The 21,679-nt window shown below is 62.7% G+C and carries 20 protein-coding genes; 14 read left to right on the top strand and 6 right to left on the bottom strand.

The genetic code is table 11. From position 1 onward, the window contains the following. Positions 1 to 67: 67 nt before the first annotated feature. The gene (locus tag I2C21_RS01560) at positions 68 to 703 is read right to left on the bottom strand and encodes a DUF1847 domain-containing protein (RefSeq protein WP_195278324.1); all 636 of its coding nucleotides are present in this window, start codon (positions 701 to 703) and stop codon (positions 68 to 70) included. Positions 704 to 1,020: 317 nt separating this feature from the next. Here I2C21_RS01560 and mraZ point away from each other — a divergent pair, with 317 nt between their 5' ends. The 14 genes from mraZ (at position 1,021) to I2C21_RS01490 (ending at position 16,762) form a co-directional block, all read left to right on the top strand. Further along, positions 1,021 to 1,458: a division/cell wall cluster transcriptional repressor MraZ gene (gene mraZ / locus I2C21_RS01555; protein ID WP_101693536.1), complete on the top strand. Its 438-nt coding sequence runs from the start codon at positions 1,021 to 1,023 to the stop codon at positions 1,456 to 1,458. 49 nt (positions 1,459 to 1,507) lie between these two features. Next, positions 1,508 to 2,443: a 16S rRNA (cytosine(1402)-N(4))-methyltransferase RsmH gene (rsmH, locus tag I2C21_RS01550; protein ID WP_101693535.1), complete on the top strand. Its 936-nt coding sequence runs from the start codon at positions 1,508 to 1,510 to the stop codon at positions 2,441 to 2,443. A gap of 49 nt (positions 2,444 to 2,492) precedes the next feature. Further along, the gene (locus I2C21_RS01545) at positions 2,493 to 3,044 is read left to right on the top strand and encodes a hypothetical protein (RefSeq protein ID WP_101693534.1); all 552 of its coding nucleotides are present in this window, start codon (positions 2,493 to 2,495) and stop codon (positions 3,042 to 3,044) included. Between the two features lie 107 nt (positions 3,045 to 3,151). Next, positions 3,152 to 5,587 carry a penicillin-binding transpeptidase domain-containing protein gene (locus I2C21_RS01540; protein WP_286167180.1) on the top strand — a complete coding sequence of 812 codons (2,436 nt, stop codon included), beginning with the start codon at positions 3,152 to 3,154 and terminating at the stop codon, positions 5,585 to 5,587. 100 nt (positions 5,588 to 5,687) lie between these two features. Next, positions 5,688 to 7,196: a UDP-N-acetylmuramoyl-L-alanyl-D-glutamate--2,6-diaminopimelate ligase gene (locus I2C21_RS01535; protein WP_195278323.1), complete on the top strand. Its 1,509-nt coding sequence runs from the start codon at positions 5,688 to 5,690 to the stop codon at positions 7,194 to 7,196. A gap of 105 nt (positions 7,197 to 7,301) precedes the next feature. Then, positions 7,302 to 8,294, top strand: a complete 993-nt coding sequence (mraY, locus tag I2C21_RS01530; RefSeq protein WP_101693532.1) for a phospho-N-acetylmuramoyl-pentapeptide-transferase — start codon at positions 7,302 to 7,304, stop codon at positions 8,292 to 8,294. Between the two features lie 45 nt (positions 8,295 to 8,339). Beyond that, on the top strand, positions 8,340 to 9,560 hold the full coding sequence (locus I2C21_RS01525) for an FtsW/RodA/SpoVE family cell cycle protein (RefSeq protein WP_235964174.1): 1,221 nt from the start codon (positions 8,340 to 8,342) through the stop codon (positions 9,558 to 9,560). A gap of 42 nt (positions 9,561 to 9,602) precedes the next feature. Beyond that, the gene (murG, locus tag I2C21_RS01520) at positions 9,603 to 10,727 is read left to right on the top strand and encodes an undecaprenyldiphospho-muramoylpentapeptide beta-N-acetylglucosaminyltransferase (protein WP_195278322.1); all 1,125 of its coding nucleotides are present in this window, start codon (positions 9,603 to 9,605) and stop codon (positions 10,725 to 10,727) included. A 77-nt stretch (positions 10,728 to 10,804) separates the two neighbouring features. Beyond that, entirely contained in the window at positions 10,805 to 12,094 is a 1,290-nt protein-coding gene (gene murA / locus I2C21_RS01515) for a UDP-N-acetylglucosamine 1-carboxyvinyltransferase (protein ID WP_195278321.1), read from the top strand. Between the two features lie 84 nt (positions 12,095 to 12,178). Further along, a complete protein-coding gene (locus tag I2C21_RS01510) occupies positions 12,179 to 13,045 on the top strand; it encodes a cell division protein FtsQ/DivIB (protein ID WP_180956884.1) in 867 nt (288 codons plus the stop codon). Positions 13,046 to 13,085: 40 nt separating this feature from the next. Next, positions 13,086 to 13,832 (top strand): DUF881 domain-containing protein, encoded by a 747-nt coding sequence (locus I2C21_RS01505; protein ID WP_101693528.1) that lies wholly within the window; start codon positions 13,086 to 13,088, stop codon positions 13,830 to 13,832. Continuing rightward, the gene (locus tag I2C21_RS01500) at positions 13,832 to 14,224 is read left to right on the top strand and encodes a small basic family protein (protein ID WP_101693527.1); all 393 of its coding nucleotides are present in this window, start codon (positions 13,832 to 13,834) and stop codon (positions 14,222 to 14,224) included. Before I2C21_RS01505 ends, I2C21_RS01500 begins: the two co-directional genes overlap by 1 nt. 50 nt (positions 14,225 to 14,274) lie before the next feature. Further along, on the top strand, positions 14,275 to 15,429 hold the full coding sequence (ftsZ, locus tag I2C21_RS01495; RefSeq protein ID WP_101693526.1) for a cell division protein FtsZ: 1,155 nt from the start codon (positions 14,275 to 14,277) through the stop codon (positions 15,427 to 15,429). 403 nt (positions 15,430 to 15,832) lie between these two features. Beyond that, positions 15,833 to 16,762, top strand: a complete 930-nt coding sequence (locus I2C21_RS01490) for a magnesium transporter CorA family protein (protein WP_180956917.1) — start codon at positions 15,833 to 15,835, stop codon at positions 16,760 to 16,762. A gap of 61 nt (positions 16,763 to 16,823) precedes the next feature. Here I2C21_RS01490 and I2C21_RS01485 read toward each other — a convergent pair whose 3' ends face one another. The 5 genes from I2C21_RS01485 to I2C21_RS01465 form a co-directional block, all read right to left on the bottom strand. Beyond that, positions 16,824 to 17,393 carry a chromate transporter gene (locus I2C21_RS01485; RefSeq protein ID WP_195278320.1) on the bottom strand — a complete coding sequence of 190 codons (570 nt, stop codon included), beginning with the start codon at positions 17,391 to 17,393 and terminating at the stop codon, positions 16,824 to 16,826. Further along, on the bottom strand, positions 17,390 to 17,965 hold the full coding sequence (locus tag I2C21_RS01480) for a chromate transporter (RefSeq protein ID WP_195278319.1): 576 nt from the start codon (positions 17,963 to 17,965) through the stop codon (positions 17,390 to 17,392). The genes I2C21_RS01485 and I2C21_RS01480 overlap by 4 nt, the downstream gene beginning before the upstream one ends. Positions 17,966 to 18,022: 57 nt before the next feature. Continuing rightward, on the bottom strand, positions 18,023 to 19,642 hold the full coding sequence (locus tag I2C21_RS01475; RefSeq protein ID WP_195278318.1) for an NAD(P)/FAD-dependent oxidoreductase: 1,620 nt from the start codon (positions 19,640 to 19,642) through the stop codon (positions 18,023 to 18,025). Between the two features lie 12 nt (positions 19,643 to 19,654). Further along, complete coding sequence (gene deoD / locus I2C21_RS01470) at positions 19,655 to 20,365, bottom strand: purine-nucleoside phosphorylase (protein WP_101693522.1); 711 nt, start codon at positions 20,363 to 20,365, stop codon at positions 19,655 to 19,657. 105 nt (positions 20,366 to 20,470) lie between these two features. Then, positions 20,471 to 21,667 carry an acetate/propionate family kinase gene (locus I2C21_RS01465; protein WP_101693521.1) on the bottom strand — a complete coding sequence of 399 codons (1,197 nt, stop codon included), beginning with the start codon at positions 21,665 to 21,667 and terminating at the stop codon, positions 20,471 to 20,473. Positions 21,668 to 21,679: the final 12 nt, after the last annotated feature.

The raw sequence follows: 21,679 nt of genomic DNA, 5'->3' as shown, positions 1-21,679 counted from the left end.
GAAACGCTCCCCCTTCCGGGTTGTTCGGAAGAGGGAGCGTTTTTTGTTTTTTGGCCGGGGGAGAGGATCAGTCCTCCCGGGGCGGATAGAGCTTTTTGCGGTAATAGCCCTGGGCCTGGTAGATAGGGGCCAGGGGATTGTGTCCGGTGACCCGGTCCTTGACGGCGAGGACCGAGGTGGGACCCTCCAGGTATTTCAGGATCAGAGTGTCATGCCCCACGCACAGACCCAGCAGCAGGTTGAAGTCGGTGCGGGCCTCGTTGAGGACCAGTGCCTGCGCAATGGGATTGCACATGACCTCGTCTGCACAGCCCCGGACGGTCTCCTGGTCACTCAGGCCCAGATCCCGCTTGGGGTGACAGCCGTTTTTACAGATGGCGGAGCAGACCTCAAAGCCGTGGTACTCCAGGATCTTGGTCAGCTCGTGGGCCTCCCGCCACAGCCCGGTGCAGAAGGCCAGACCGATCTTGTGACAGCCCATCTTCTTCAAAAAGAGGATGGTTTCCTCCACCCGGGTAAGGCGGCCATACCCCTCCGCCTCCACCTGGGCGGCCGTGCGGGCCAGCCTCTGGTTTTCCTCCTCCGCCAGAAGGGACATGGCCTGCTCCTGGAGCGGGCCGGCACAGCTGGGGCAGTCCACAGGCGGGTGCTCCAAAACGCCCCCCGCGCAGGAGTGGGGGGCACAGTTGGCACAGTGACTCATCCGATTTCCTCCTTCCAGTCCTGTATACGCAGGATGGGATTCTGTCCCATCTTACCATGTTTGGGCCGGAAAGTCACGGTTCTTACAAAATTATGCCAGATTCCGGAGCGAAAGAGGACGGGGATATTATTTAAATCGAACATATGTTTTTGTGCTGAAAACCGTGAAATTTTCCCGAAAAGACGGAACTTTTTTGAAAAAAAGAAATAGAAAATACTTGCAATTTGGTTACAGAGCCTTTATACTAAGAAACAGAGTGGAGCAGAATGGAGGAATAGGGAGCAAAATCCCATTCCGGTGAGGGGAGTGAGCGGAGCATGACCGGCACCTACGAGCATACCCTGGATGCCAAGGGCCGCATGTTCCTGCCAGCCAAGCTCCGGGAGGAGCTGGGCCCCAGCTTCCACGTGGCGGTGGGCGCCAATCGCGACGCCGCCGGCATCTGCAAATACCTGGTGATGTATCCGGACGCCACCTGGCGCCGCTTACAGGAGCGGGTGGCCGAGCTGCCCAGCAGCCAGGCGGCCGCCATGGATGTGATCTTCGGCAACGCCGCCCGGTGTGAGCCGGACAGCCAGTGGCGGATCCTGATCCCCCAGGATCTGCGGGACTATGCGGGGCTCACCCGGGACATCGTCGTGGTGGGCAACAATGACAAGGCCAAGATCTGGGACGCCCAGGCTTGGAACGAGAAGAAGAAGCGCGAGCTCACCCCGGAGCAGGTGGCGGAGACCATGCTCCTGCTGGGGCTTTGAGTTCGGGCGGAGAAGATACAGAGATACGTAGAGAGGAGACCGCTCCGGTATGGCAGAATTTACCCACCTTCCTGTGCTGCTGCATGAGTGCATCGAGGGGCTGGACATCAAACCGGAAGGGATCTATCTGGACGGTACCCTGGGCCGGGCAGGCCACTCCCGGGAGATCGCAAAGCGCCTGACCACCGGTCGGCTCATCTGCGTGGACCGGGATCAGGCCGCGCTGGACGCCGCGCAGGAGCGGCTGGGTCCCTGGATGGACCGGGTCTCCCTGGTACATAGCAATTTCTGCGAGATCGACGCGATTCTGGACGGGCTGAAGATCCCGGCGGTGGATGGAATGCTCTTTGACTTGGGCGTATCCTCCCCGCAGCTGGACGACGCGTCCCGGGGCTTTTCCTATATGGCGGACGCTCCGCTGGACATGCGCATGGATCAGAGCGATACTCTGACGGCCCGCACCGTGGTCAACGAGTGGCCCCGGGAGGAGCTGCGGCGCATCTTCTCCCAGTACGGGGAGGAGCGCTATGCCGGCCCCATTGCCGCGGCCATTGAGCGCCGCCGGGCAGAGCGGCCCATCGAGACCACGCTGGAGCTGGTGGAAGTGATCCGCTCGGCCATGCCGGGCAAGGCCCTTAAGGAAAAGCAGCACCCCGCCAAGCGGTGTTTTCAGGCCATCCGCATCGCGGTCAACGATGAGCTCAGCTCGGTGGACCGGATGCTTCAGAGCGCTGTGCCCCGGCTCAAGCCCGGTGGGCGGCTGGCGGTGATCTCCTTCCACTCTTTGGAAGATCGGATCGTGAAAAATGCCCTGGCCGGATTTGCCAAGGGGTGCACCTGCCCGCCGGATTTCCCGGTGTGCGTATGCGGAAAGAAGCCGGTGATCCGGCTGGTCAGCCGTAAGCCCATCGTCTCAGGCGCGGAAGAGCTGGAAGTGAATCCCCGTGCCAGAAGCGCCAAGCTTCGGGTGGCGGAGAAATTGTGATCCCACGGAACCGGGGGATCGCCTTACGAAAGAAAAGGAGTTGGTTCCCATGGCCTCAATCGCCAAGCGTAAAACGAGATCTGCGTACCAGAGGATACCGGGAACTGCCTATGATGGCTCCGCTGCCCGCCGTCTGGAGCGGGCGGAGGTACTGGAGCCCCGTCCCCGGGTCCGCCCCAGAGAGCGGGCTGTCTCCCGCCCCCGGGTACAGGTACGGGAGGCCGGACGTGTCTCCATCTTTGCGGTGGTCGGCTTTGCGGCGGTGGCCGTGTTTGCCGCGCTGCTTCTGATGAGCTATGTCCAGCTGGCGCAGATCTCGGACGATGTGGTCTCTCTCAAGCGGGAAATGACCACCCTTCAGAGCGATGAGGCGCAGCTCCGGGCGGAGTATGCCCTGGCCTATGATCTGAGCGAGATTGAGCAGAAGCTCACGGCGGACGGCAGTATGATCCGTCCGGATGACAGTCAGATCTGCTATGTGGATCTCTCGGAGCCCGATGCCATTGAGTTCCTGACGGAGGATGCCCCGGTGAAAGGGGTAGAAGGGGTGATCCGGAGCATTCAGGAGATCGTGGGCGAAGTGGTGGAATATTTCCGCTGAGTCCTTCCATATAGTACATTGCAGACCCCAAAAAAGAGAACCGGGCTGCCCAGGATTGGCAGCCTTCCGGCGAGGGCGTAAGAAAATTTCACTTTTCTTACGCCCTCATGCAGTATATCAAGGAGAACGGCATGAGAAATGACAAAAAACGACCGCAGCCGGACCGAAAAGCCAACCGGACCATCCTGATGCGCACCCTCTTCCTGATGGTGGTGTGCGGTGTGGTGGCCTTTATCCCGCTGTTTATCCGCCTTTACAGCCTTCAGATCGTGCAGCATGACGAGCTGGAGGCCAAGGCGCTGGATCAGCAGACCTGGGACCAGGCCGTCACCGCCAACCGGGGGACCATCTATGACAGCAAGGGTTCTCCCCTGGCCATGAGCGCCGAGGCCTATTATATCCAGCTTGCCCCCCGGGAGATCATCGAGCGGCAGCAGGAATACCGGGAGAAGGTGGAAAAGGCCCAGGCAGAGAGCGACCCGGAGAAGCGGGAAAAGCTCATGCCGGACTATCCGGAACCCACGAATGAGTCCATTGCGGAGAATCTCTCCGCCATTCTGGGGGTGGAGCAGGAGGAGATCCTCAAGCGCCTGGCCAAGACCAACTCGGCCTATGAGGTCATCAAGTCCCAGGTGGAGCGGGATGTGGCCGACCAGGTCCGGAGCTATGCCTCGGAAAACGGCCTCTCTGAGGGCATCTATGTCCAGCCCAGCTCCAAGCGCTACTACCCCAACAACAGCCTGGCGGCCCAGGTCATCGGCTGGGTCAACTATGAGAACAACACGGTCAGCCACGGCGCCTACGGCATGGAGGCCATCTATGACGAGGAGCTGGGCGGCAAGGTGGGCCGTGTGGTCACCGCCAAGAATGGCCGGGGAACCCAGATGCTCTACCGGTATGAGGACTATGAGGACGCCATTGACGGCAACGACCTCCACCTGACCATCGACGCCACCATCCAGTACTACTGCGAGCGGGTGTTGGCTGAGGGTATCGAGAAATTTGAGGTGCAGGACGGCGGATTTGCCATCGCCATGGACCCCAAGACCGGGGCCATCCTGGCCTGGGCCAACTCGCCCACCTATGACCTGAACAATCCCCGTACCATCAGCGACCCGGTCCTCTCCGCCAAGCTGGACGCCATCAAGAACGACTCCAGCCTGAGCGACGAGGAGCGCTCCAAACAGAGCACGGAGCTGCTCTATGAGCAGTGGAGCAACAAGGCCATCAACGAGCCCTATGAGCCGGGTTCTACCTTTAAATCCATGGTGCTGGCCGCCGCCCTGGAGGAGGGCGTGGTCAGCGAGAGCGACACCTTTGTCTGTACCGGATCGGCCACCGTGGCCGACCGGACCATCAAGTGTTCCAAGCGGACGGGACATGGGACCCAGACCCTGGCCCAGGCGGTGGCCAACTCCTGCAACCCGGCGTTCATCGCCATCGGGCAGCGGCTGGGGGCGGAGAAGTTCTACGAGTATGTGGAGGACTTCGGGTTCCTCTCCCAGACCGGCATCGACATGATGGGAGAGCCCAATTACAGCGTGTTCTGGTCCGAGGACCTCTTTACCAGCGCCAACGGTATCACCAACCTGGCCACGGCCTCCTTTGGACAGCGATTCAAGGTGACCCCCATCCAGCTTCTGACGGCGGCGGCCTCGGTGGTCAACGGGGGACACCTGATGAAGCCCTATGTGATGGAGAGCATCACCGACGCCAACGGGAACATCCTCCAGCATACCGAGCCCACCGAGGTGCGGCAAGTCATCAGCGAGCAGACCAGCGAGCGCTGCCGCTCCATTCTGGAGGGCGTGGTCAAGCCGCCGGGTACTGGTAAGGGCGCCTATGTGGCAGGCTACCGGATCGGCGGAAAGACCGGCTCCTCCGAGACCGAGGAGAAGGACCACACCATCGTGTCCTTCCTGGGCTTTGCCCCGGCGGACGATCCCCAGGTCATCGTTCTGCTGGCCTATGACAATCCCAAGCCGGTGGCCCCCGGCGCCAACACCACGGCCGGCGGCTGGTACATCAGCGGCGGCAGTATGGCGGCCCCCCAGGCGGGCAAACTGCTCACCGATATCCTGGACTATATGGGAGTCGCCAAGCAGTATACGGAAGAGGAGAAGGCGGCCATGGATATGGTGGTGCCCTCCGTGCTGGGCATGACCCAGGCCGACGCGACGGCCCGCCTCAAGGAGAGCGGACTGGATGTGCGCGTGGAAGGAGAGGGCGATACCGTCACCGCCCAGATCCCGGCCCAGGGTGTGGCCATCCCGGGCGGAAGCCAGGTCATCCTATACATGGGCGTGGAGAAGCCCACCGACAAGGTGACGGTGCCCAATGTGGTGGGAATGAACCGGGAGCAGGCCCAAACCGCCATGACCAATGCGGGACTCTACCTCAAATCCACCGGTCTCACCGTGGGCAGCGATGTAAAGGCGGAGAGCCAGACCATCACGGCCGGGACCCAGGTGGAGCGGGGCACCGTGGTGGAGGTCCACTTTATCCAGAGCACCGCCAGCGGCGGTGCCGGGACCGGCATCTGACCCGATACCAAACCATAGATAAAAAATAGATCTCACAGACATTTTAGAGAGAATCCATACATAGAGTGAATGGAAGCGACAAACCCAAAGGGGTGACAGTATGAGATTACGCCAGCTTCTGGCCGGCGTCGCCCCTTTGGGGGCGTCGCTTGACTCTAAAATGGAAATTTCAGGAATTTGTTACGATTCCAGGACGCTGCAGCCGGGGGAGCTCTTTGTGGCTCTGCCGGGCAGCCGTACCGACGGACACCGCTTTATCTGGGAAGCGGTGGAGCGGGGGGCCTCCTGTGTGGTGTGTGAGCACCCGCCGGAGGGGGAGGGACCGTGGATCACGGTGCCCGACGCCCGCGCGGCCCTGGCCGCACTCTCGGCCGACTGGTTTGGGCACCCGGCCCGGGAGCTGACCGTGATCGGCGTCACCGGGACCAATGGCAAGACCACCACCACGTATCTGCTCAAGGAAGTTCTGGAGGAGGTGCTGGGGGCCCGGGTGGGGCTCATCGGCACCAACCGGAATATGATCGGCGGGGAGAGCCTGCCGGCCCAGCGCACCACGCCGGAGAGTTGGGAGGTCCAGAAGCTCCTGCGGGAGATGGCAGACGCCGGATGCAGCCATGTGGTGATGGAGGTCTCTTCCCACGGGCTGGTCCTCCAGCGGGTGGCGGGGATCTCCTTTGCAGTGGGGATCTTCACCAATCTCACCCAGGATCACCTGGACTTCCATGGGACCATGGAGGCATATCGGGCGGCCAAGGGCCTGCTCTTCCGGCAGTGTGAGCGGGCGGTGGTCAATCTGGACGATGAGGCCGGGCGGTATTACGCCGCCACAGCCCCCTGTCCCTGCTACACCTATTCGGAAAATAAGGACAGCGCCGACCTGACGGCCAAGTGTATCCGGCTTTTCCCGGGACATGTGGAGTTTGAGGCGGTGATCCGGGGCGGAATTTCCCGGGTGCATCTGCCTATCCCGGGCGGATTCACCATTTACAATGCCCTGGGCGTCATCGGATGCGGCCTGGTCCTGGGGCTTCCCCTGGACGGGATCGCCCAGGCGCTGGAACACGCCCAGGGGGTCAAGGGCCGCATTGAGGTGGTGCCAACCCCCACCGACTACACCGTCCTCATCGACTATGCCCATACCCCGGACGCCCTGGAGAACATCCTCACCACGGTGCGGGATTTTACGGCGGGACGGGTGATCTGTCTCTTCGGCTGCGGGGGAGACCGGGACCGGGCCAAGCGCCCCAAGATGGGAGCGGTGGTCTCGGCCCTGGCGGATCTGGCGGTGGTGACCTCGGATAATCCCCGCTCGGAGGAGCCCATGGAGATCATCTATGACATCCTCCGGGGCATGGACCCATCCGGAGCCCCCTGGCGGGTGGAGCCCGACCGGCGCAGGGCCATCCGGCTGGCCCTCTCCCTGGCCCGGACGGGGGACACCGTGGTCCTGGCCGGGAAAGGACATGAGACCTACCAGGAGGTGGGGGGCATCCGCTTCCACCTGGATGAGCGGGAGGAGGTGGCCTCCTGCTTCCCCCCGGATGCCCCGGCGGTGGCCGCCATGGCAAAAGGGGGAGAGAACCCCTCTGCGGGGCGGGATATTTCGTGACATATTTCTCCACCCTTTTGGTGGAAATACCAGCGTGTGTGTGATAAAATACGTCTTTGTGAGTGAATCCAGGTTTATTACAAAGAGGTACGGAGGTTCAAAAGAATGGATTTGAGTATTGTCCTGAGCATCCTTCTGGGATTCGTGGTGTCCGCCGTGGCGGGCCGGCTGCTGATCCCGGTTCTGCGCCGGCTGAAGGCGGGGCAGGCCATCAAGGAGATCGGTCCCACCTGGCACATGACCAAGCAGGGGACCCCCACCATGGGCGGACTGATGTTTATCATCGCCATCGCGGTGGTGCTGGTGGTCATCGGCTGGAAGGACCTGATGGCGGGCCGTCTGGGCGGTCTGTATACCTATCTGTTTGCGCTGGTGTTCGGCGCCATCGGCTTTCTGGACGACTACATGAAGGTGAAGAAAAAGGAGAACACCGGACTCACTGCCGGACCCAAGTTCCTCCTTCAGCTGGCGGCTGCCATTGTGTTTACCATCCTGCTGCGCAATGAGGGGTACCTGAGCCCCGATCTCTACATCCCCTTTGTCAACGTGACCTTCCAGCTGCCCTGGGTGGTCTATATGGTCTTTGCCGCCTTTGTCATGGTGGGCACGGTCAACGCCGTGAATATCACGGACGGAATCGACGGCCTGTCCAGCAGTGTCACCGTGCCGGTGGCCATGTTCTTCACCATTGTGGCGGTCCAGTGGGACCGCGGGGAGATCGGTGTGGTCTCCGGCGCTCTGGTGGGCGGACTGCTGGGCTTCCTGATCTATAACTTCCATCCGGCCAAGGTCTTTATGGGCGACACCGGCTCCCTCTTCATGGGCGGCATGGTGTGCGGCCTGGCCTTCGCGCTGGATATGCCCCTGATCCTGATCCTGGTGGGGATCATCTACATCGCGGAGACCCTCTCCGACATCATCCAGGTCACCTATTTCAAAGCCACCCATGGCAAGCGGATCTTCCGCATGGCGCCCCTCCATCACCACTTTGAGATGGGCGGCTGGAGCGAGGTCAAGCTGGTGGTGGTCTTTACCAGCGTGACTGTGGTATTCTGTGTGCTGGCCTACCTGGGTGTGGCCAACCGTTTTCCCGTATAATCTGCCCGGAAGTCCGGGCGGGGCCAAGAGCAAGGAGGCGATTCTTTGGCGCGGAAACACAAGCGAGACCTGACCGTGGAGGAACAGCTGGCCCGCGGGCCGGTGGACCTGCCCTTTCTGATGCTGGTGGTCATGCTGACCGTGATCGGCGTGGTCATGGTCTTTTCCGCCTCCTATGCCACGGCGCTCTATGACGCCAAGACGGCCCATAATAACCCTACCTATTATTTTGTCAAGCAGGCGGGCTTTGCGGTGGCGGGACTGGTGGCCATGTATGTGGTCACCAAGATCAACTATCAGTCCTTCCGCTGGATGTCGGTCTTTGTACTGGGCGCGGCCTATGTGCTGCTGCTGCTGGTCTTTACCCCGCTGGGCTTTGGTAAGGCCACGGTGGGCGCCCAGCGGTGGATTCAGATCGGCCCCATCAATTTTCAGCCCTCTGAGGTGGCCAAGATCGGCGTCATCATGTATTTTTCCGCCCGGCTCTGTAAGCGCAACACGGAAAAACCCCGGCGGATCAATCCCCGCTCCTACTGGAGCGGTCCGCTCACCGCGCTGCAGCGGACCGGTTTTCTGGAGCTGGTGCCCTATGGGGCCATCCTGCTCTCCATCGCGGTGCTTATGATGCTGGAGCCCCACATGTCGGGTACCATCCTCATCATGCTGGGCGGCGCGGCGGTGCTCTTTGCGGCGGGAATCAAGCTCTACTGGTTTGTGGGCGGCGCGGCCGGCCTGGCCGGGCTGCTCCTGCTGATGATGAGCGGCTATCAGTCCACCCGTATCAAGATCTGGAGAGACCCCTGGAACGACGGCATGAACGGACGAGGGGACGGCTTCCAGATCATCCAGTCCCTGCTCTCCATCGGCTCCGGCGGCCTGCTGGGTGTGGGCCTGGGCAAGAGCCGGCAGAAATTTGATTTCCTGCCCGAGCCCGAGAACGACTTCATTTTTGCGGTGGTCTGTGAGGAGCTGGGTCTGGTGGGGGCCTGCGTGATCCTCTTCCTCTTCGCGCTGCTCATCATCCGGGGATTCTGGATCGCCATCCACGCCCGGGACCGGTTCGGCGCGCTGCTGGTAGTGGGTATCATAACGCTGCTGGCCGGACAGGTGTTTCTGAACATCGCGGTGGTGACCAACCTCATTCCCACCACAGGCATTTCTCTCCCATTTTTCAGTTACGGCGGCACCGCCCTGATGATCCAGCTGGCCGAGATGGGGATGGTATTGAGCGTATCCCGTCAGATCCCGGCAGCCAAGCAGGGATAGCACCGGTGCAAGATACAGAGAATCAAGAAGGTTGTGAGAAAGATGAACGTACTCTTTACCTGTGGCGGCACGGCCGGACACATCAATCCCGCTGTGGCGCTGGCCCGGCTTTTTCAGCTCCGGGACCCGGACTGCAAGGTGCTCTTCGTGGGGGCGGACGGCGGCATGGAGACCCGTCTGGTGCCCAAGGAGGGCTATGATCTGCGCACGGTGACCATCACCAACTTCCGCCGCTCCTTTACCCCCGCGGCCATCGGACACAACCTGAAGACTGTGGTCAACATGGGCCGCTCCAAGAAGCAGGCCCAGCGGATCCTGAAGGAATTTCAGCCTGATCTGGTGGTGGGGACGGGTGGCTATGCCTCCTATCCCATCGTGAACGCGGCGGCGGCCAAGGGGATTCCCACTGCGGTCCACGAGTCCAACGCGGTGCCCGGCCTGACCACCAAGGCCCTGTCCAAGGTGGTGGATCAGGTGATGGTGGGCTTTGAGGAGAGCCGCAGCCACTACGACTGCCCGGAGAAGGTCGTGGTCACCGGGACCCCGGTGCGGGGAGACTTTTTCCAGTACACCCGCAAGGAGGCCCGGGCCAAGCTGGGCATCATCGACGAGCGGCCGGTGGTGGTCTCGGTCTGGGGCAGCCTGGGCGCGTCGGTGATGAACCGGCAGATGGCCGACTACATCGCCCTGGAGTGCAAGGCCGGGGAGCCCTTCCATCACATCCACGGCGCGGGCCGGGATTATAAGAACGTGTGCGCCGCGCTGAAGGAGCTGGGTGTGGATCTGAAGGATCACCCCTCCATCGACGTGCGGGAGTATATCTACGACATGCCGGTGGTCATGGCGGCGGCCGACCTGGTGCTCTGCCGGGCGGGAGCCTCCACCATCTCGGAGCTGACCGCCATCGCCAAGCCGTCGGTGCTGGTCCCCTCGCCCAACGTGGTGGCCGACCATCAGACCAAGAACGCCCGGGTCCTCTCCGAGGCGGGCGGCGCCGTGCTGCTGCCGGAGAAGGAGTCCTCCGGCCAGAAGCTCTATGAGATCACCGCCGATCTGCTCACCCACAAGGAGAAGAGGGACGCCATGGGAGAGGCCCTGCGGCACATGGCGGTGCCCGATGCCAGCGAGCAGATCTACAAGACCCTTCTGGCTCTGACGCGGAAATAAGGTTTTTCACCGATGGTTCCGCTCTGCATAGGATGGTTTGTAAAACCAACAAACCAATGTTGCGGAGGACGGAATCCATGAGTGCTTTGATCGTTGAAGGCGGACGGCCGCTGAGCGGCATAGTCCGCGTCCATGGGGCGAAGAACAGCGCCCTTCCCATCCTGGCTGCCGCCATTCTGGCGCCGGGGACCAGTGTGATCCATAACTGCCCGCCCCTGTCCGATGTGACGGCCTCTCTGGAGATCCTGCGCCATCTGGGCTGCCGGGTCACCCAGGAGGGGACCACCGTGACGGTGGACGCCACGGCCCCGGTACGCTGGGACGTTCCCCACGCCCTGATGCGGGAGATGCGCTCCTCCGTGATCTTCCTGGGGGCCATCCTGGGACGGATGGGGGAGGCCGACCTCTCCTTTCCGGGCGGGTGTGAGCTGGGACCCCGTCCCATCGACCTGCACCTCAAGGCCATCCGTACCCTGGGGGGAGAGATCGAGGAGCGGGGCGGACGCCTGTACTGCCGGGGTGCGCTGAAGGGCCGGGAAGTGATCTTTGCCCGCCCCAGCGTAGGGGCCACCGAGAACGCCATGCTGGCGGCGGTGGCGGCGCCCGGGACCACCATTTTGTGCAATGCGGCCCGGGAACCGGAGATCGTGGATCTCCAGGGCTTCCTCACGGCCATGGGCGCCAGTGTGCGGGGCGCGGGGACCTCCATGGTGGTGATCGAGGGCGGCCGGCCCCTGCACGGCGGGGAATATACCGTCATGGGGGACCGGATCGTGGCCTGTACATATCTGGCGGCGGCTGCGGCGGCCGGAGGCGAAGTGACGGTGACCGGAGTGGACCCCCGGCACATCTCCACTGTGACGTCGGTCCTGGCGGAGGCGGGCTGCCGGGTGGTCAGCCAGCGGGATGCCGTCTGCCTGAGCAGCGGCGCCCCCCTCTTTGGGAGCCGCCCCATCCATACCGCCCCCTATCCCGGCTTTCCCACCGACGCCCAGCCCCCGCTGATGGCGGCCCTCTGCAAGGGAAAGGGGACCACCCTCTTCGTGGAGAATATTTTTGAGAGCCGGTACCGCCATGTGGACGAATTGGCCCGGATGGGAGCCGATATCCGGGTGGAGGGCCGGGTAGCCGTGGTGTGCGGCGTGCCCGAGCTCCACGGCGCGGCCGTGGAGGCCGCCGATCTACGGGGCGGAGCCGCGCTGGTGGTGGCCGCTCTGGCGGCCGAGGGACGCAGTGTCATCACGGGTCTCAAGCATCTGGACCGGGGCTATTGGCACCTGGAAGAGGCCCTGGGCGAACTGGGGGCCCAGATCACCCGCGGCGGAGCGGAAGAGGAGTCCGAGCCGTCCGCATCGGTCGGCCGGTAGCAGACCGGAACGGGAGACCCCCGGGAGTGGACGATGCTCCCGGGGCGGGGCTTACCAAGGAGAAGAACAGCGGAGGACAGACAAATGGCGGCGAGAAGAAAACGACGGGGAAGGCGCAGACGGGGACGCTTCGGCATCCTCTATAAAGTGCTGTCCTTTTTTCTCATCCTGGCTGCCATCGTCACGGGCTGTATCGTCTTTTTCCGGGTCAATGAGATCGTGGTGGTGGGGGAGACCCGCTATTCCGAGGCGGAGATCATCGCCGCCACCGGCGTGGAGCAGGGGGAAAACCTCTTCCAGCTCAACAAGTTCGACATGGCCCACAAGGTATTGACACAGCTCCCCTATGTGGATGAAATCACCATCAGCCGTAAGCTGCCCGATACGCTGGTGCTCAAGGTGACCGAGAGCACTCCGGTGGCCGTACTGGAGAGCGGAGGGAACTGGTGGCTGCTGGATGTACGCGGAAAACTGCTGGAGCAGGGAGATGCCTCCCTGGCCCAGGGACGGGCGGTGCTGACCGGACTCGACCCGCTCTCCCCGGCGGTGGGAGGCAAGCTGGCCGTGGGCGAGGAGCAGCAAAAGAAGCTGGAGAGCCTTATGGCCCTCTTCAATGCCCTCCAGGCCAGAGGAATGGCCGGACAGGTGACCGAGTTTATCGACCTGACCGCGGAGAATGTGGTGCGGTTTGGCTACGGGGGGACCCTCACGGTGGAGATGCCCCTCTTTGACGACTTCGGGAACCAGACCTGGCGGCTCCAGCGGGCGCTGGAAGAATTGAGCGCCCGGAATGGAACGGTGAGCGGTACGCTGCACCTCCCCTCCGAGGGAAACAAGGCCTGGCTGCTGGCCCAGCGCTGGATGCCGGGGGATGAGACGGAGAGCTCCTCCACCGGGGAGGAGAGCACGGCCTCGCCCTCGCCCAGCCCAAGCCCCGCGCCGGAGGCTTAAATCAGCTTGTCCCCAACGGTCGGGGTAGAAGGAGGAAAATATGCCAAAGAGACGCAAACGCGGAGAGTTCGCGGTGGTGGCGGCCTTTGCCGTCCTGGGATTTCTGCTGGCGGTCCAGCTCAAGAGCGTCAAGCTCAATACGGCGCTGGACGCCACCAGTGCCGGCCGTCTGGAGACCCTTCAGGAGCTCTATAACGATCTGACCACTGAGCGGGACGGATTGAAGAGCCGTCTGGAGGAGACGCAGAAAGAGCTGGAGCAGTACCGGGACGCGGCGGTCTCCGGAGAGAGCAGTGCCGCCCTCAAGGCGGAGGTGGAGTACCTGTCCATGGTAGCGGGGCTGACCGACGTGGAGGGGCCGGGGGTGTCCGTCATCCTGAGCGACTCCAAGGCGGAAAACACCACCGGGGATGAGGCCGACTATCTCATCCATGACAGCGACCTGCTCTCGGTCATCAACGAGCTGCGGGACGCGGGGGCCCAGGCCATCTCCTTCAATGGAGAGCGCATCCTCTCCACCAGTGAGGTCCGCTGTGCCGGCTCGGTGGTCATGGTCAACGGAAAGCGCTTTGCCGCCCCCTTCATCATCTATGCCATCGGCGATCCCACCACCCTCTACAACGCGCTGACCATGCGGGGCGGCGTGGTGGATGTGCTCAGCCAGTGGAAGATCAACGTCACGGTACAGATGAGTGAAAAGCTCCTGATCGAGAAGTATACCGGGACCATCCCCACCGATTATCTGAGTACCCCCACGGCCACCGGGGAAGAAGGGAGTGAGGGCTGATGCTGAAACTGGAATTCATCGGCCTCGCAGTGGGCCTTCTGCTGGGGTGGCTGTGCCCCTGGACTTTCCCGGCCTCCTCCTCCCTCTATGTGGCGGCAGGTCTGCTGGGTGCGCTGGACTCGGCCTTTGGCGGCTGCAATGCCCGCATCAAGGGTCACTTCAAACTGGGGATCTTTCTCTCCGGCGCCATTGGAAATACCCTCATCGCGGTCTTTCTGGCCTGGCTGGGACAGAAGATGGGAATCCCACTCTATCTGGCGGCCGTGGTGGTGTTCGGCACCCGCATGTTCCAAAACTTTGCAGAAATCCGGCGTGAGCTATTGACCAACAGGCAAAAGAGCGATAAAATAAACCAAGATATTGATTCTGAGCCGTTCGACGGCACTAAATAGCAGATTTTTACTTTTATAGAGTCGAATTGTTTTACTTAGGAGGAGCAGATATGCCATTTGGACTGGATACCGGGCCGGACAGCGTAGTTACCATTAAGGTAATCGGTGTAGGCGGCGGCGGAAATAACGTGGTAAACCGGATGATCGAGACCGGTATGGAGGGCGTTGACTTCATTGCGGCCAATACGGACAAGCCCTTTCTGGATGTGTCCCGCGCCACCTACAAGGTGCAGCTGGGCGAGAAGCTGACCGGCGGCCGGGGCGCAGGTGCCGATCCCGAGAAGGGCCGCAAGGCCGCGGAGGAGAGCCGGGCCCAGATCTCCAAGACGCTGGAGAATACCGACATGGTGTTCATCACCGCCGGTATGGGCGGCGGTACGGGCACCGGCGCCGCTCCCATCGTGGCCGACGTGGCCAAGGAGATGGGGATCCTCACCGTAGGCGTGGTGACCAAGCCCTTCAACTTTGAGGGCCGCCGCCGCATGATGCAGGCGGAAAAGGGCATCGAGGACCTGCGGGACAAGGTGGACAGCCTGGTCATCATCCCCAATGAGCGCCTGAAATACGCCACCGACCAGAAGATCACTTTCCTCAACGCCTTCCAGATCGCGGACGACGTGCTCCGCCAGGCGGTGCAGTCCATCTCCGACCTCATCAAGAAGACCGGCCTCATCAACCTGGACTTTGCCGATGTGTCCGCCGTTATGAAGGACGCCGGCATGGCCCACATGGGCGTGGGCCGGGCCGCCGGCAAGAACAAGGCCGAGGAGGCCGCCAAGATGGCCATTTCCAGCCCCCTGCTGGAGACCTCCATCGACGGGGCCAAGGGCGTGCTCATCAACTTCACCGGTTCCATGGACATGAGCCTGGAGGAAGTGGACGCCGCCGCCGGTCTGGTCAGCCAGGCCGTCCATCCCGACGCCAACATCATCTTCGGTACCACCTTCGATGAGAACATGGAGGATGAGATCCGGATCACCGTGATTGCCACCGGTTTCGAGGACAACTACCCCGGCGCCCTCTCCAACAAGCCCTTCTCCGCTCCGGAGAAGAAGGAGGAGTCCGCCCCGGTGAGCGCCGCTCCGGTGTCTCAGAGCGTGTCCTCCTCCGTGTCCAGCGCGCCGGCTCCTGCGGCCGGTGAGAGCACCGGTATGACCGATGACGGCTGGGACGATATCTTCAAGATCTTTAATCAGAAGCACTGATTCTGCCATGCGGCCCCGGTGATCCGGGGCCGCATTTTTTGTCCTTGCATTCGGGCGCGGCGGGAGGTATAATGAAGCGTACGGGACAGGCGGACATGCCGTCCCCATGGCAAGGTGACCGGTTTTGTTCGGCCGGTCCCTGCGCGGAGTGAGATCCGCAGATCAGCTTGGCCAGCGAAGGAGTGATATGCGCCGTGAGCAGCGACCCTTGGAGTCGAAAACGGAACAACGAGATCCAACCAGCGGCGCGCAGAGCCTGAGCCGGAGCCTTTTTTCCGTGCTGTCTGTGCAGCCGTGGTATTCTTGCGCTTATCCGGGTGCAGGAAACGAAACGAAAACACAGACGCGCGGGTGAATTTGTCTGTTGATACAGACCCCATCCGCCGGGAAAGGCGTGATTTTTTTGCTCTCGATCCACAAGACCATTGACGGGAAAATGACAAAGCTGGATACCATCCAGGACGGATGCTGGGTCAATCTGACCTATCCCAGCGAGGACGAACTCAACACGGTGGCTGCCACGCTGGGCGTGGAACCCACCTTCCTCCGGGCCGCACTGGATGAGGAGGAGACCTCCCGTATCGACACGGAGGACGGGCAGACCCTCCTGATCATCGACGTGCCCGCCGTCGAGAAGGACGACGCGGTGGTGTACTCCACCCTCCCTCTGGGCATCATCGTCACGGAGAAGCATATCATCACCGTCTGCCTGAAGGAATCCTCCATCATCAAGGATTTCCAGGACGGTCTGGTGCGCAATGCCGAGACCCAGAAGCGGACCAGCTTTATCCTCTATATGCTGCTGCGGGTGGCCAAGCGCTTCCTCCAGTACCTCAAGCAGATCGACAAGATCTACAATTACATGGAGCGGCAGCTCTACAAATCCCAGCGGAACAAGGAGCTGATCCAGCTGCTGGATTTGGAGAAGTCACTGGTCTACTTCAATACCTCTCTGAAGGCCAACGAAGTCACCCTGGAGAAGATCCTCCGCGGACGGATCATCACCCTCTACGAGGAGGATCACGACCTGCTGGAGGACGTGCTCATCGAGGTGCGTCAGGCCATCGAGATGGCCAACATCTACTCCTCCATCATCTCGGGCATGATGGACGCCTTTGCCAGCGTCATCTCCAACAACCTGAACGTCATCATGAAGGTGCTCACCTCCATTACCATTCTGCTGACGGTACCCAATATCGTCTTCAGCTTCTACGGCATGAATATCGAGGGGAGCGGATTGCCGCTGGCGCAGTTCTGGTGGTTCCCCCTGACGGTTACCGCGGTCATCATCGGCATCGTGGCGGTCATTCTGAAGAAGCGGGATCTCTTCTGATTGGATAAGAAAAAAGAACGGTCACAGAAAAGGACATTTGCCTTTTCTGTGACCGTTTTTCTTATCCCAGACTGGGGAGAAACAGATAGAGGATGCCACCCAGTACGCCGCAGCCCAGCATGACCACAACCGGGTCACACTTCCAGCGGCGCAGCACGGCGAAGGCTCCCACAAAGAGCCCTACCGCCACAAGATCGGGAAGAACGGGCGCAAAGCCCTCCGTTCCCCAAAAGGCGGTTATGACCAGAGAGAGTCCCGCCGAGGCGATGAGGGACACGATGGACGGACGCAGGCCGTACAGGGCCCCCTGGATGGCGGTGAGACTCCGGTACCGGTAGTAGACCCAGGCCAGCAGGGAGACAATGACGCAGGAGGGGAAGACGCACCCCAGCGTGGCCACAATAGCCCCCAGGGGCCCGGCGATCTGGGTGCCCACAAAGGTGGCGGCATTGATGGCAATGGGCCCCGGGGTCATCTGGGAGATGGTGATGAGATCGGTGAGCTCCGCCATATCCAGCCAGTGGTGGACGTCCACCACCTGCGTCTGGATGAGGGGAAGGGCGGCATATCCTCCGCCGAAGCTGAAGAGCCCGATCTGGAGAAAGCTGAAAAAGAGCTGGATCAGGATCAAGGCGAACCCTCCTTCCGGCGCTGGGCGGCAAAGGTGGCGGTGATGCCCAGAAGCGCGCAGACCAGAAGGATCCAGGCCACATTGAGCCCGTCCCAGAGCAGGGTCACCAGAAAGGAGCCCGCCATGATGGCGGTGGGAAGCCATTCCCGCCGCCGCAGGATGTCCCCGCCCATGTCCACCACCACACTGGCGATGACGGCGGCCACACCGGCCTGCATCCCCTTGAGGACGGCGGCCACCACCCGGTTTTCCCGGAAGGCGGTGTAAAAGAGCGAGACCACCGACAGGATGAGAAAGGGCGGCAGAATGGTCCCAAGGATGGAGAGGGCGGCCCCCAGCGGCCCGCCCACCCGGTACCCCAGCAGGATGGCGGCGTTGACCGCGATGGGGCCGGGTGCAGACTGGGCGATGGCGGTGAGGTCCAGCATCTCCTGCTCCTCCAGCCAGTGGAGCTGGTCCACAAACTTCTGCTTCATCAGGGGAACGATGACATAGCCCCCGCCGAAGGTAAAGGCGCTGAGCAGAAAGGTGGAGGAGAATAGACGGAAATAGAGTGTGTGGTCCCGCTTCAAAACAGGAAACGCCTCCTTTTGCACTGTGCTTGCCGGGAAAGGGGAGTGGACAGCCCGTCAGGGACGGGTGGCCACTGCTTCGGCCACCCGCACTCCGTCCACGGCGGCCGACATGATGCCACCGGCGTATCCCGCGCCCTCTCCGCAGGGGTAGAGCCCCCGCAGGCCGGTGGACTGGAGATCCTCCCCCCGCAGGATGCGCACAGGAGAGGAGGAGCGGGTCTCCACGCCGGTGAGGACGGCGTCCGGGGCGGCAAAGCCATGCACCTTCCGGTCAAAAATGGGGAGGGCCTCCCGCAGGGTGTCGGTCACATAGGACGGGAGACAGCGGGTGAGGTCGCTCCAGGTGACCCCGGGGCGGTAGGTGGGCTGTACCTGGCCGGGCCCCTGGGAGGGGCGTCCCGCCAGGAAATCGCCCACGGTCTGCGCGGGGGCGTGGAAGAGGGGGGCGTCTTCCTGCCAGCGAGGGGCCGCGCCGCCCGTCCCCAGCTCCCAGGCCGCCTGCTCCCAGGTCTCCTGGAAGCGGACCCCGGCCAGGGGATCGTCCCCGGGGAAATCCTCGGGCCCCACACCCACCAGGAAGCCGCCATTGATGTTCTCCCCGTCCCGGGCCCGATGGCTCATGCCGTTGGTGACCACCTGGCCGTAGTCCGAGGCGGCGGCCACCACTTCTCCGCCGGGGCAGACACAGAAGGTGAAGGCACTGCGCCCCGAGGGAAGGTGACAGGAGAGCTTATAGTCGGCCGGGGGCAGGTCCTTCCAGTAGTCCCCGAACTGGGCGGCGCTGATGTCCCGCTGCCGGTGCTCAATGCGCACGCCGATGGCAAAGTTCTTCTGCTCCATGGGCAGATCCATGGCGTGGAGCATGGCGAAGGTGTCCCGGGCCGAATGGCCGGGGGCCAGGATGAGGGAATCGCAGGGGAGGTCATAATTGCCCGTGTCCGTGGTGACGGTGATGGAGCGGACCGCTCCCTCCTCCGTGTGAATGGCGGTGAGCTGGCTCTCAAAGCGCACGTCGCAGCCCAGGCGGATGAGCTCCAGCCGGATGGCTTTGACCACCTGGCGGAGCACGTCGGTGCCGACATGGGGCTTGTGGCTCCAGGCCACGTCGGCGGGCGCGCCCGCCCCCACCAGGGTGTCCAGCACGGTGCCGATGCGGCTGTCATGGGTGCCGGTGGTGAGCTTGCCATCCGAGAAGGTGCCCGCGCCCCCCTCCCCGAACTGCACGTTGGAGGTGCGGGAGAGGGCGCCGGTGCGCCAGAAATGTTCCACATCCGCGGCGCGCTGGTCCACGTCCCGGCCCCGCTCCAATACGATGCAGGGGATTCCGGCCCGGGCCAGATAGAGGGCGGCAAAGAGTCCGGCCGGCCCCATCCCCACCACCACCGGCGGCAGGGAGGAGCGGCGCAGCACCGGCGGGAAGCGGTAGGGCTTCCGCTCCACCTTGGAGACCTGCTTGGACTTGCAGCGGCTGAGGACCTTCTCCTCCCGGTCCACCGCCACCTGGACGGTGCAGACCAGATGGACGTCGTTCTTTTTCCGGGCGTCGATGGACTGGCGGATGAGCCGGAGTTCCCCGATGTCCTCTGGGCGCAGATTCAGGACGCGGGCGGCGCGCTTGCGCAGCTGTTCCTCCCCGCCGCCCACGGGGAGGGAGAGATTGCTGATCTGTATCATGGGGCGGAGTCCTTACAGGGCGGCGGCGGTGTCCAGGGCCACCTCCATCATGGCGGTGAAGGCAGTCTGCCGCTCAGCGGCGGAAGCGCTGGCGCCGGTGAGGAGTTCATCGGAGACCGTGAACATGGCCAGGGCCTGTTTTCCGGCCCGGGCGGCGTTGCAGTAGAGGGCGTTGGCCTCCATTTCGATAGCCAGAACGCCCATCTTCCGCCAGTCCTCCACGGGGGAGACATCGTCATAGAACACATCGGCCGAGAGCACGTTGCCCACCACGCAGTGGAGATCCTTCCGGGCGGAGGCAATGGCCTCCGCGGTCTTGAGCAGGGGGAAGGAGGCGGTGGGGGCAAAGAGGCCGGGCAGGTGGTACTGGGCGGCGAAGTTGGAGGTGGTGCAGGCACCCATGGCCATGACCAGGTCGCCCACCTTCAGGTCCTCCCGGATGGAGCCGGTGGTGCCGATGCGGATGATATTCTCCACGTCGTAGAAGTGGTAGAGCTCATAGGAGTAGATGCCCATGGAGGGGCAGCCCATGCCGCTGCCCTGGACGGAGACCGGGACGCCCTTGTACTTGCCGGTGAAGCCCAGCATGCCGCGCACGCCGTTGACCTGCACGGCGTCGGTGAGGAAGGTCTCGGCAATGAATTTGGCCCGGAGGGGGTCGCCGGGCATGAGAACGGTCTTGGCGTAAGCGCCGCGCTCGGCTTCGATATGGGGAGTGGACATAGTGAGATCCTCCTTGTCAGTGAGTGTATGATTTGGGGGAAGTGGGAAAAAACAGACATCCCCACGGCCGGACTGGGACCGCGGGGATGCTGCGATGCAAGAAATTTACTTGCCGACGATCTCGGCGGTGTCGCGGGCGATCATGAGCTCCTCGTTGGTGGGGATGAGCAGGACCTTGACCTTGGAGTCGGCGGCGGAGATGACAGCCTCCTTGCCGCGGACGTTGTTGGCCTCGGCGTCCATCTTCACGCCCATGAACTCCAGACCGGAGGCGATGGCCATACGGGTGGCGGCGTCGTTCTCGCCCACGCCGGCGGTGAAGATGATGGCGTCCACCCCGCCCATGGCGGCGGCATAAGCGCCCACGAACTTGCGCACGCTGTACTGGAAGGCCTCCAGAGCCAGGGCGGCACGCTGGTTGCCCTGAGCAGCAGCCTCTTCCAGGTCACGGAAGTCGGAGGACACACCGGAAATGCCCTGCACGCCGGACTTCTTGTTCAGAACGGTGAGCATCTCCTTGATGTCCATGTTGTACTTGTTCATCAGGTACTCCAGGATGCCGGCATCCAGATCGCCGGAACGGGTACCCATGGGCACGCCGGCCAGGGGGGTGAAGCCCATGGTGGTGTCCACGCTCTTGCCGCCGTCGATGGCGGTGATGGAAGAGCCGTTGCCCAGGTGGCAGGAGATCAGCTTGAGCTCCTCAGGCTTCTTGCCCAGCATAGCGGCGGCACGGCCGGCCACGTACTTGTGAGAGGTGCCGTGGAAGCCGTAGCGGCGGACCTTGTCGTTCTCATAGTACTCGTAGGGCAGAGCGTAGATGTAGCTCTTGGCGGGCATGGTCTGATGGAAAGCGGTGTCGAACACGGCGACCATGGGCACGCCGGGCATGACCTTCTCGCAGGCCTTGATGCCGGTGATGTTGGCGGGGTTGTGCAGAGGAGCCAGGGGGATGCACTCCTCCAGAGCGGCCATCACGGCCTCGTCGATCTTGACGGAGGAGGCGAACTTCTCGCCGCCGTGGACCACGCGATGGCCCACCGCCTCGATCTCGCTCATGCTCTTGATGACGCCGTGCTCCGCGCTGGTCAGAGCGTCCAGAACGGCCTGGATGGCCTCGGCGTGGGTGGGCATGGCGATCTCAAACACGTGCTTGGCGCCGGTGGCGGGGATCTTGTGGGTCAGACGGCCGTCGATGCCGATGCGCTCACACAGACCCTGAGCCAGGACCTCCTCCGTGCTGGGATCCAGCAGCTGATACTTCAGGGAGGAGCTGCCCGCGTTGATAACAAGAACCTTCATGACACATAACTC

Source organism: Clostridium sp. J1101437_171009_A5 (assembly GCF_015547905.1).
Classification (GTDB): Bacteria; Bacillota; Clostridia; order Oscillospirales; family Oscillospiraceae; genus Pseudoflavonifractor_A; species Pseudoflavonifractor_A gallinarum.
This window is presented reverse-complemented; position numbering and strand designations above follow the sequence as displayed.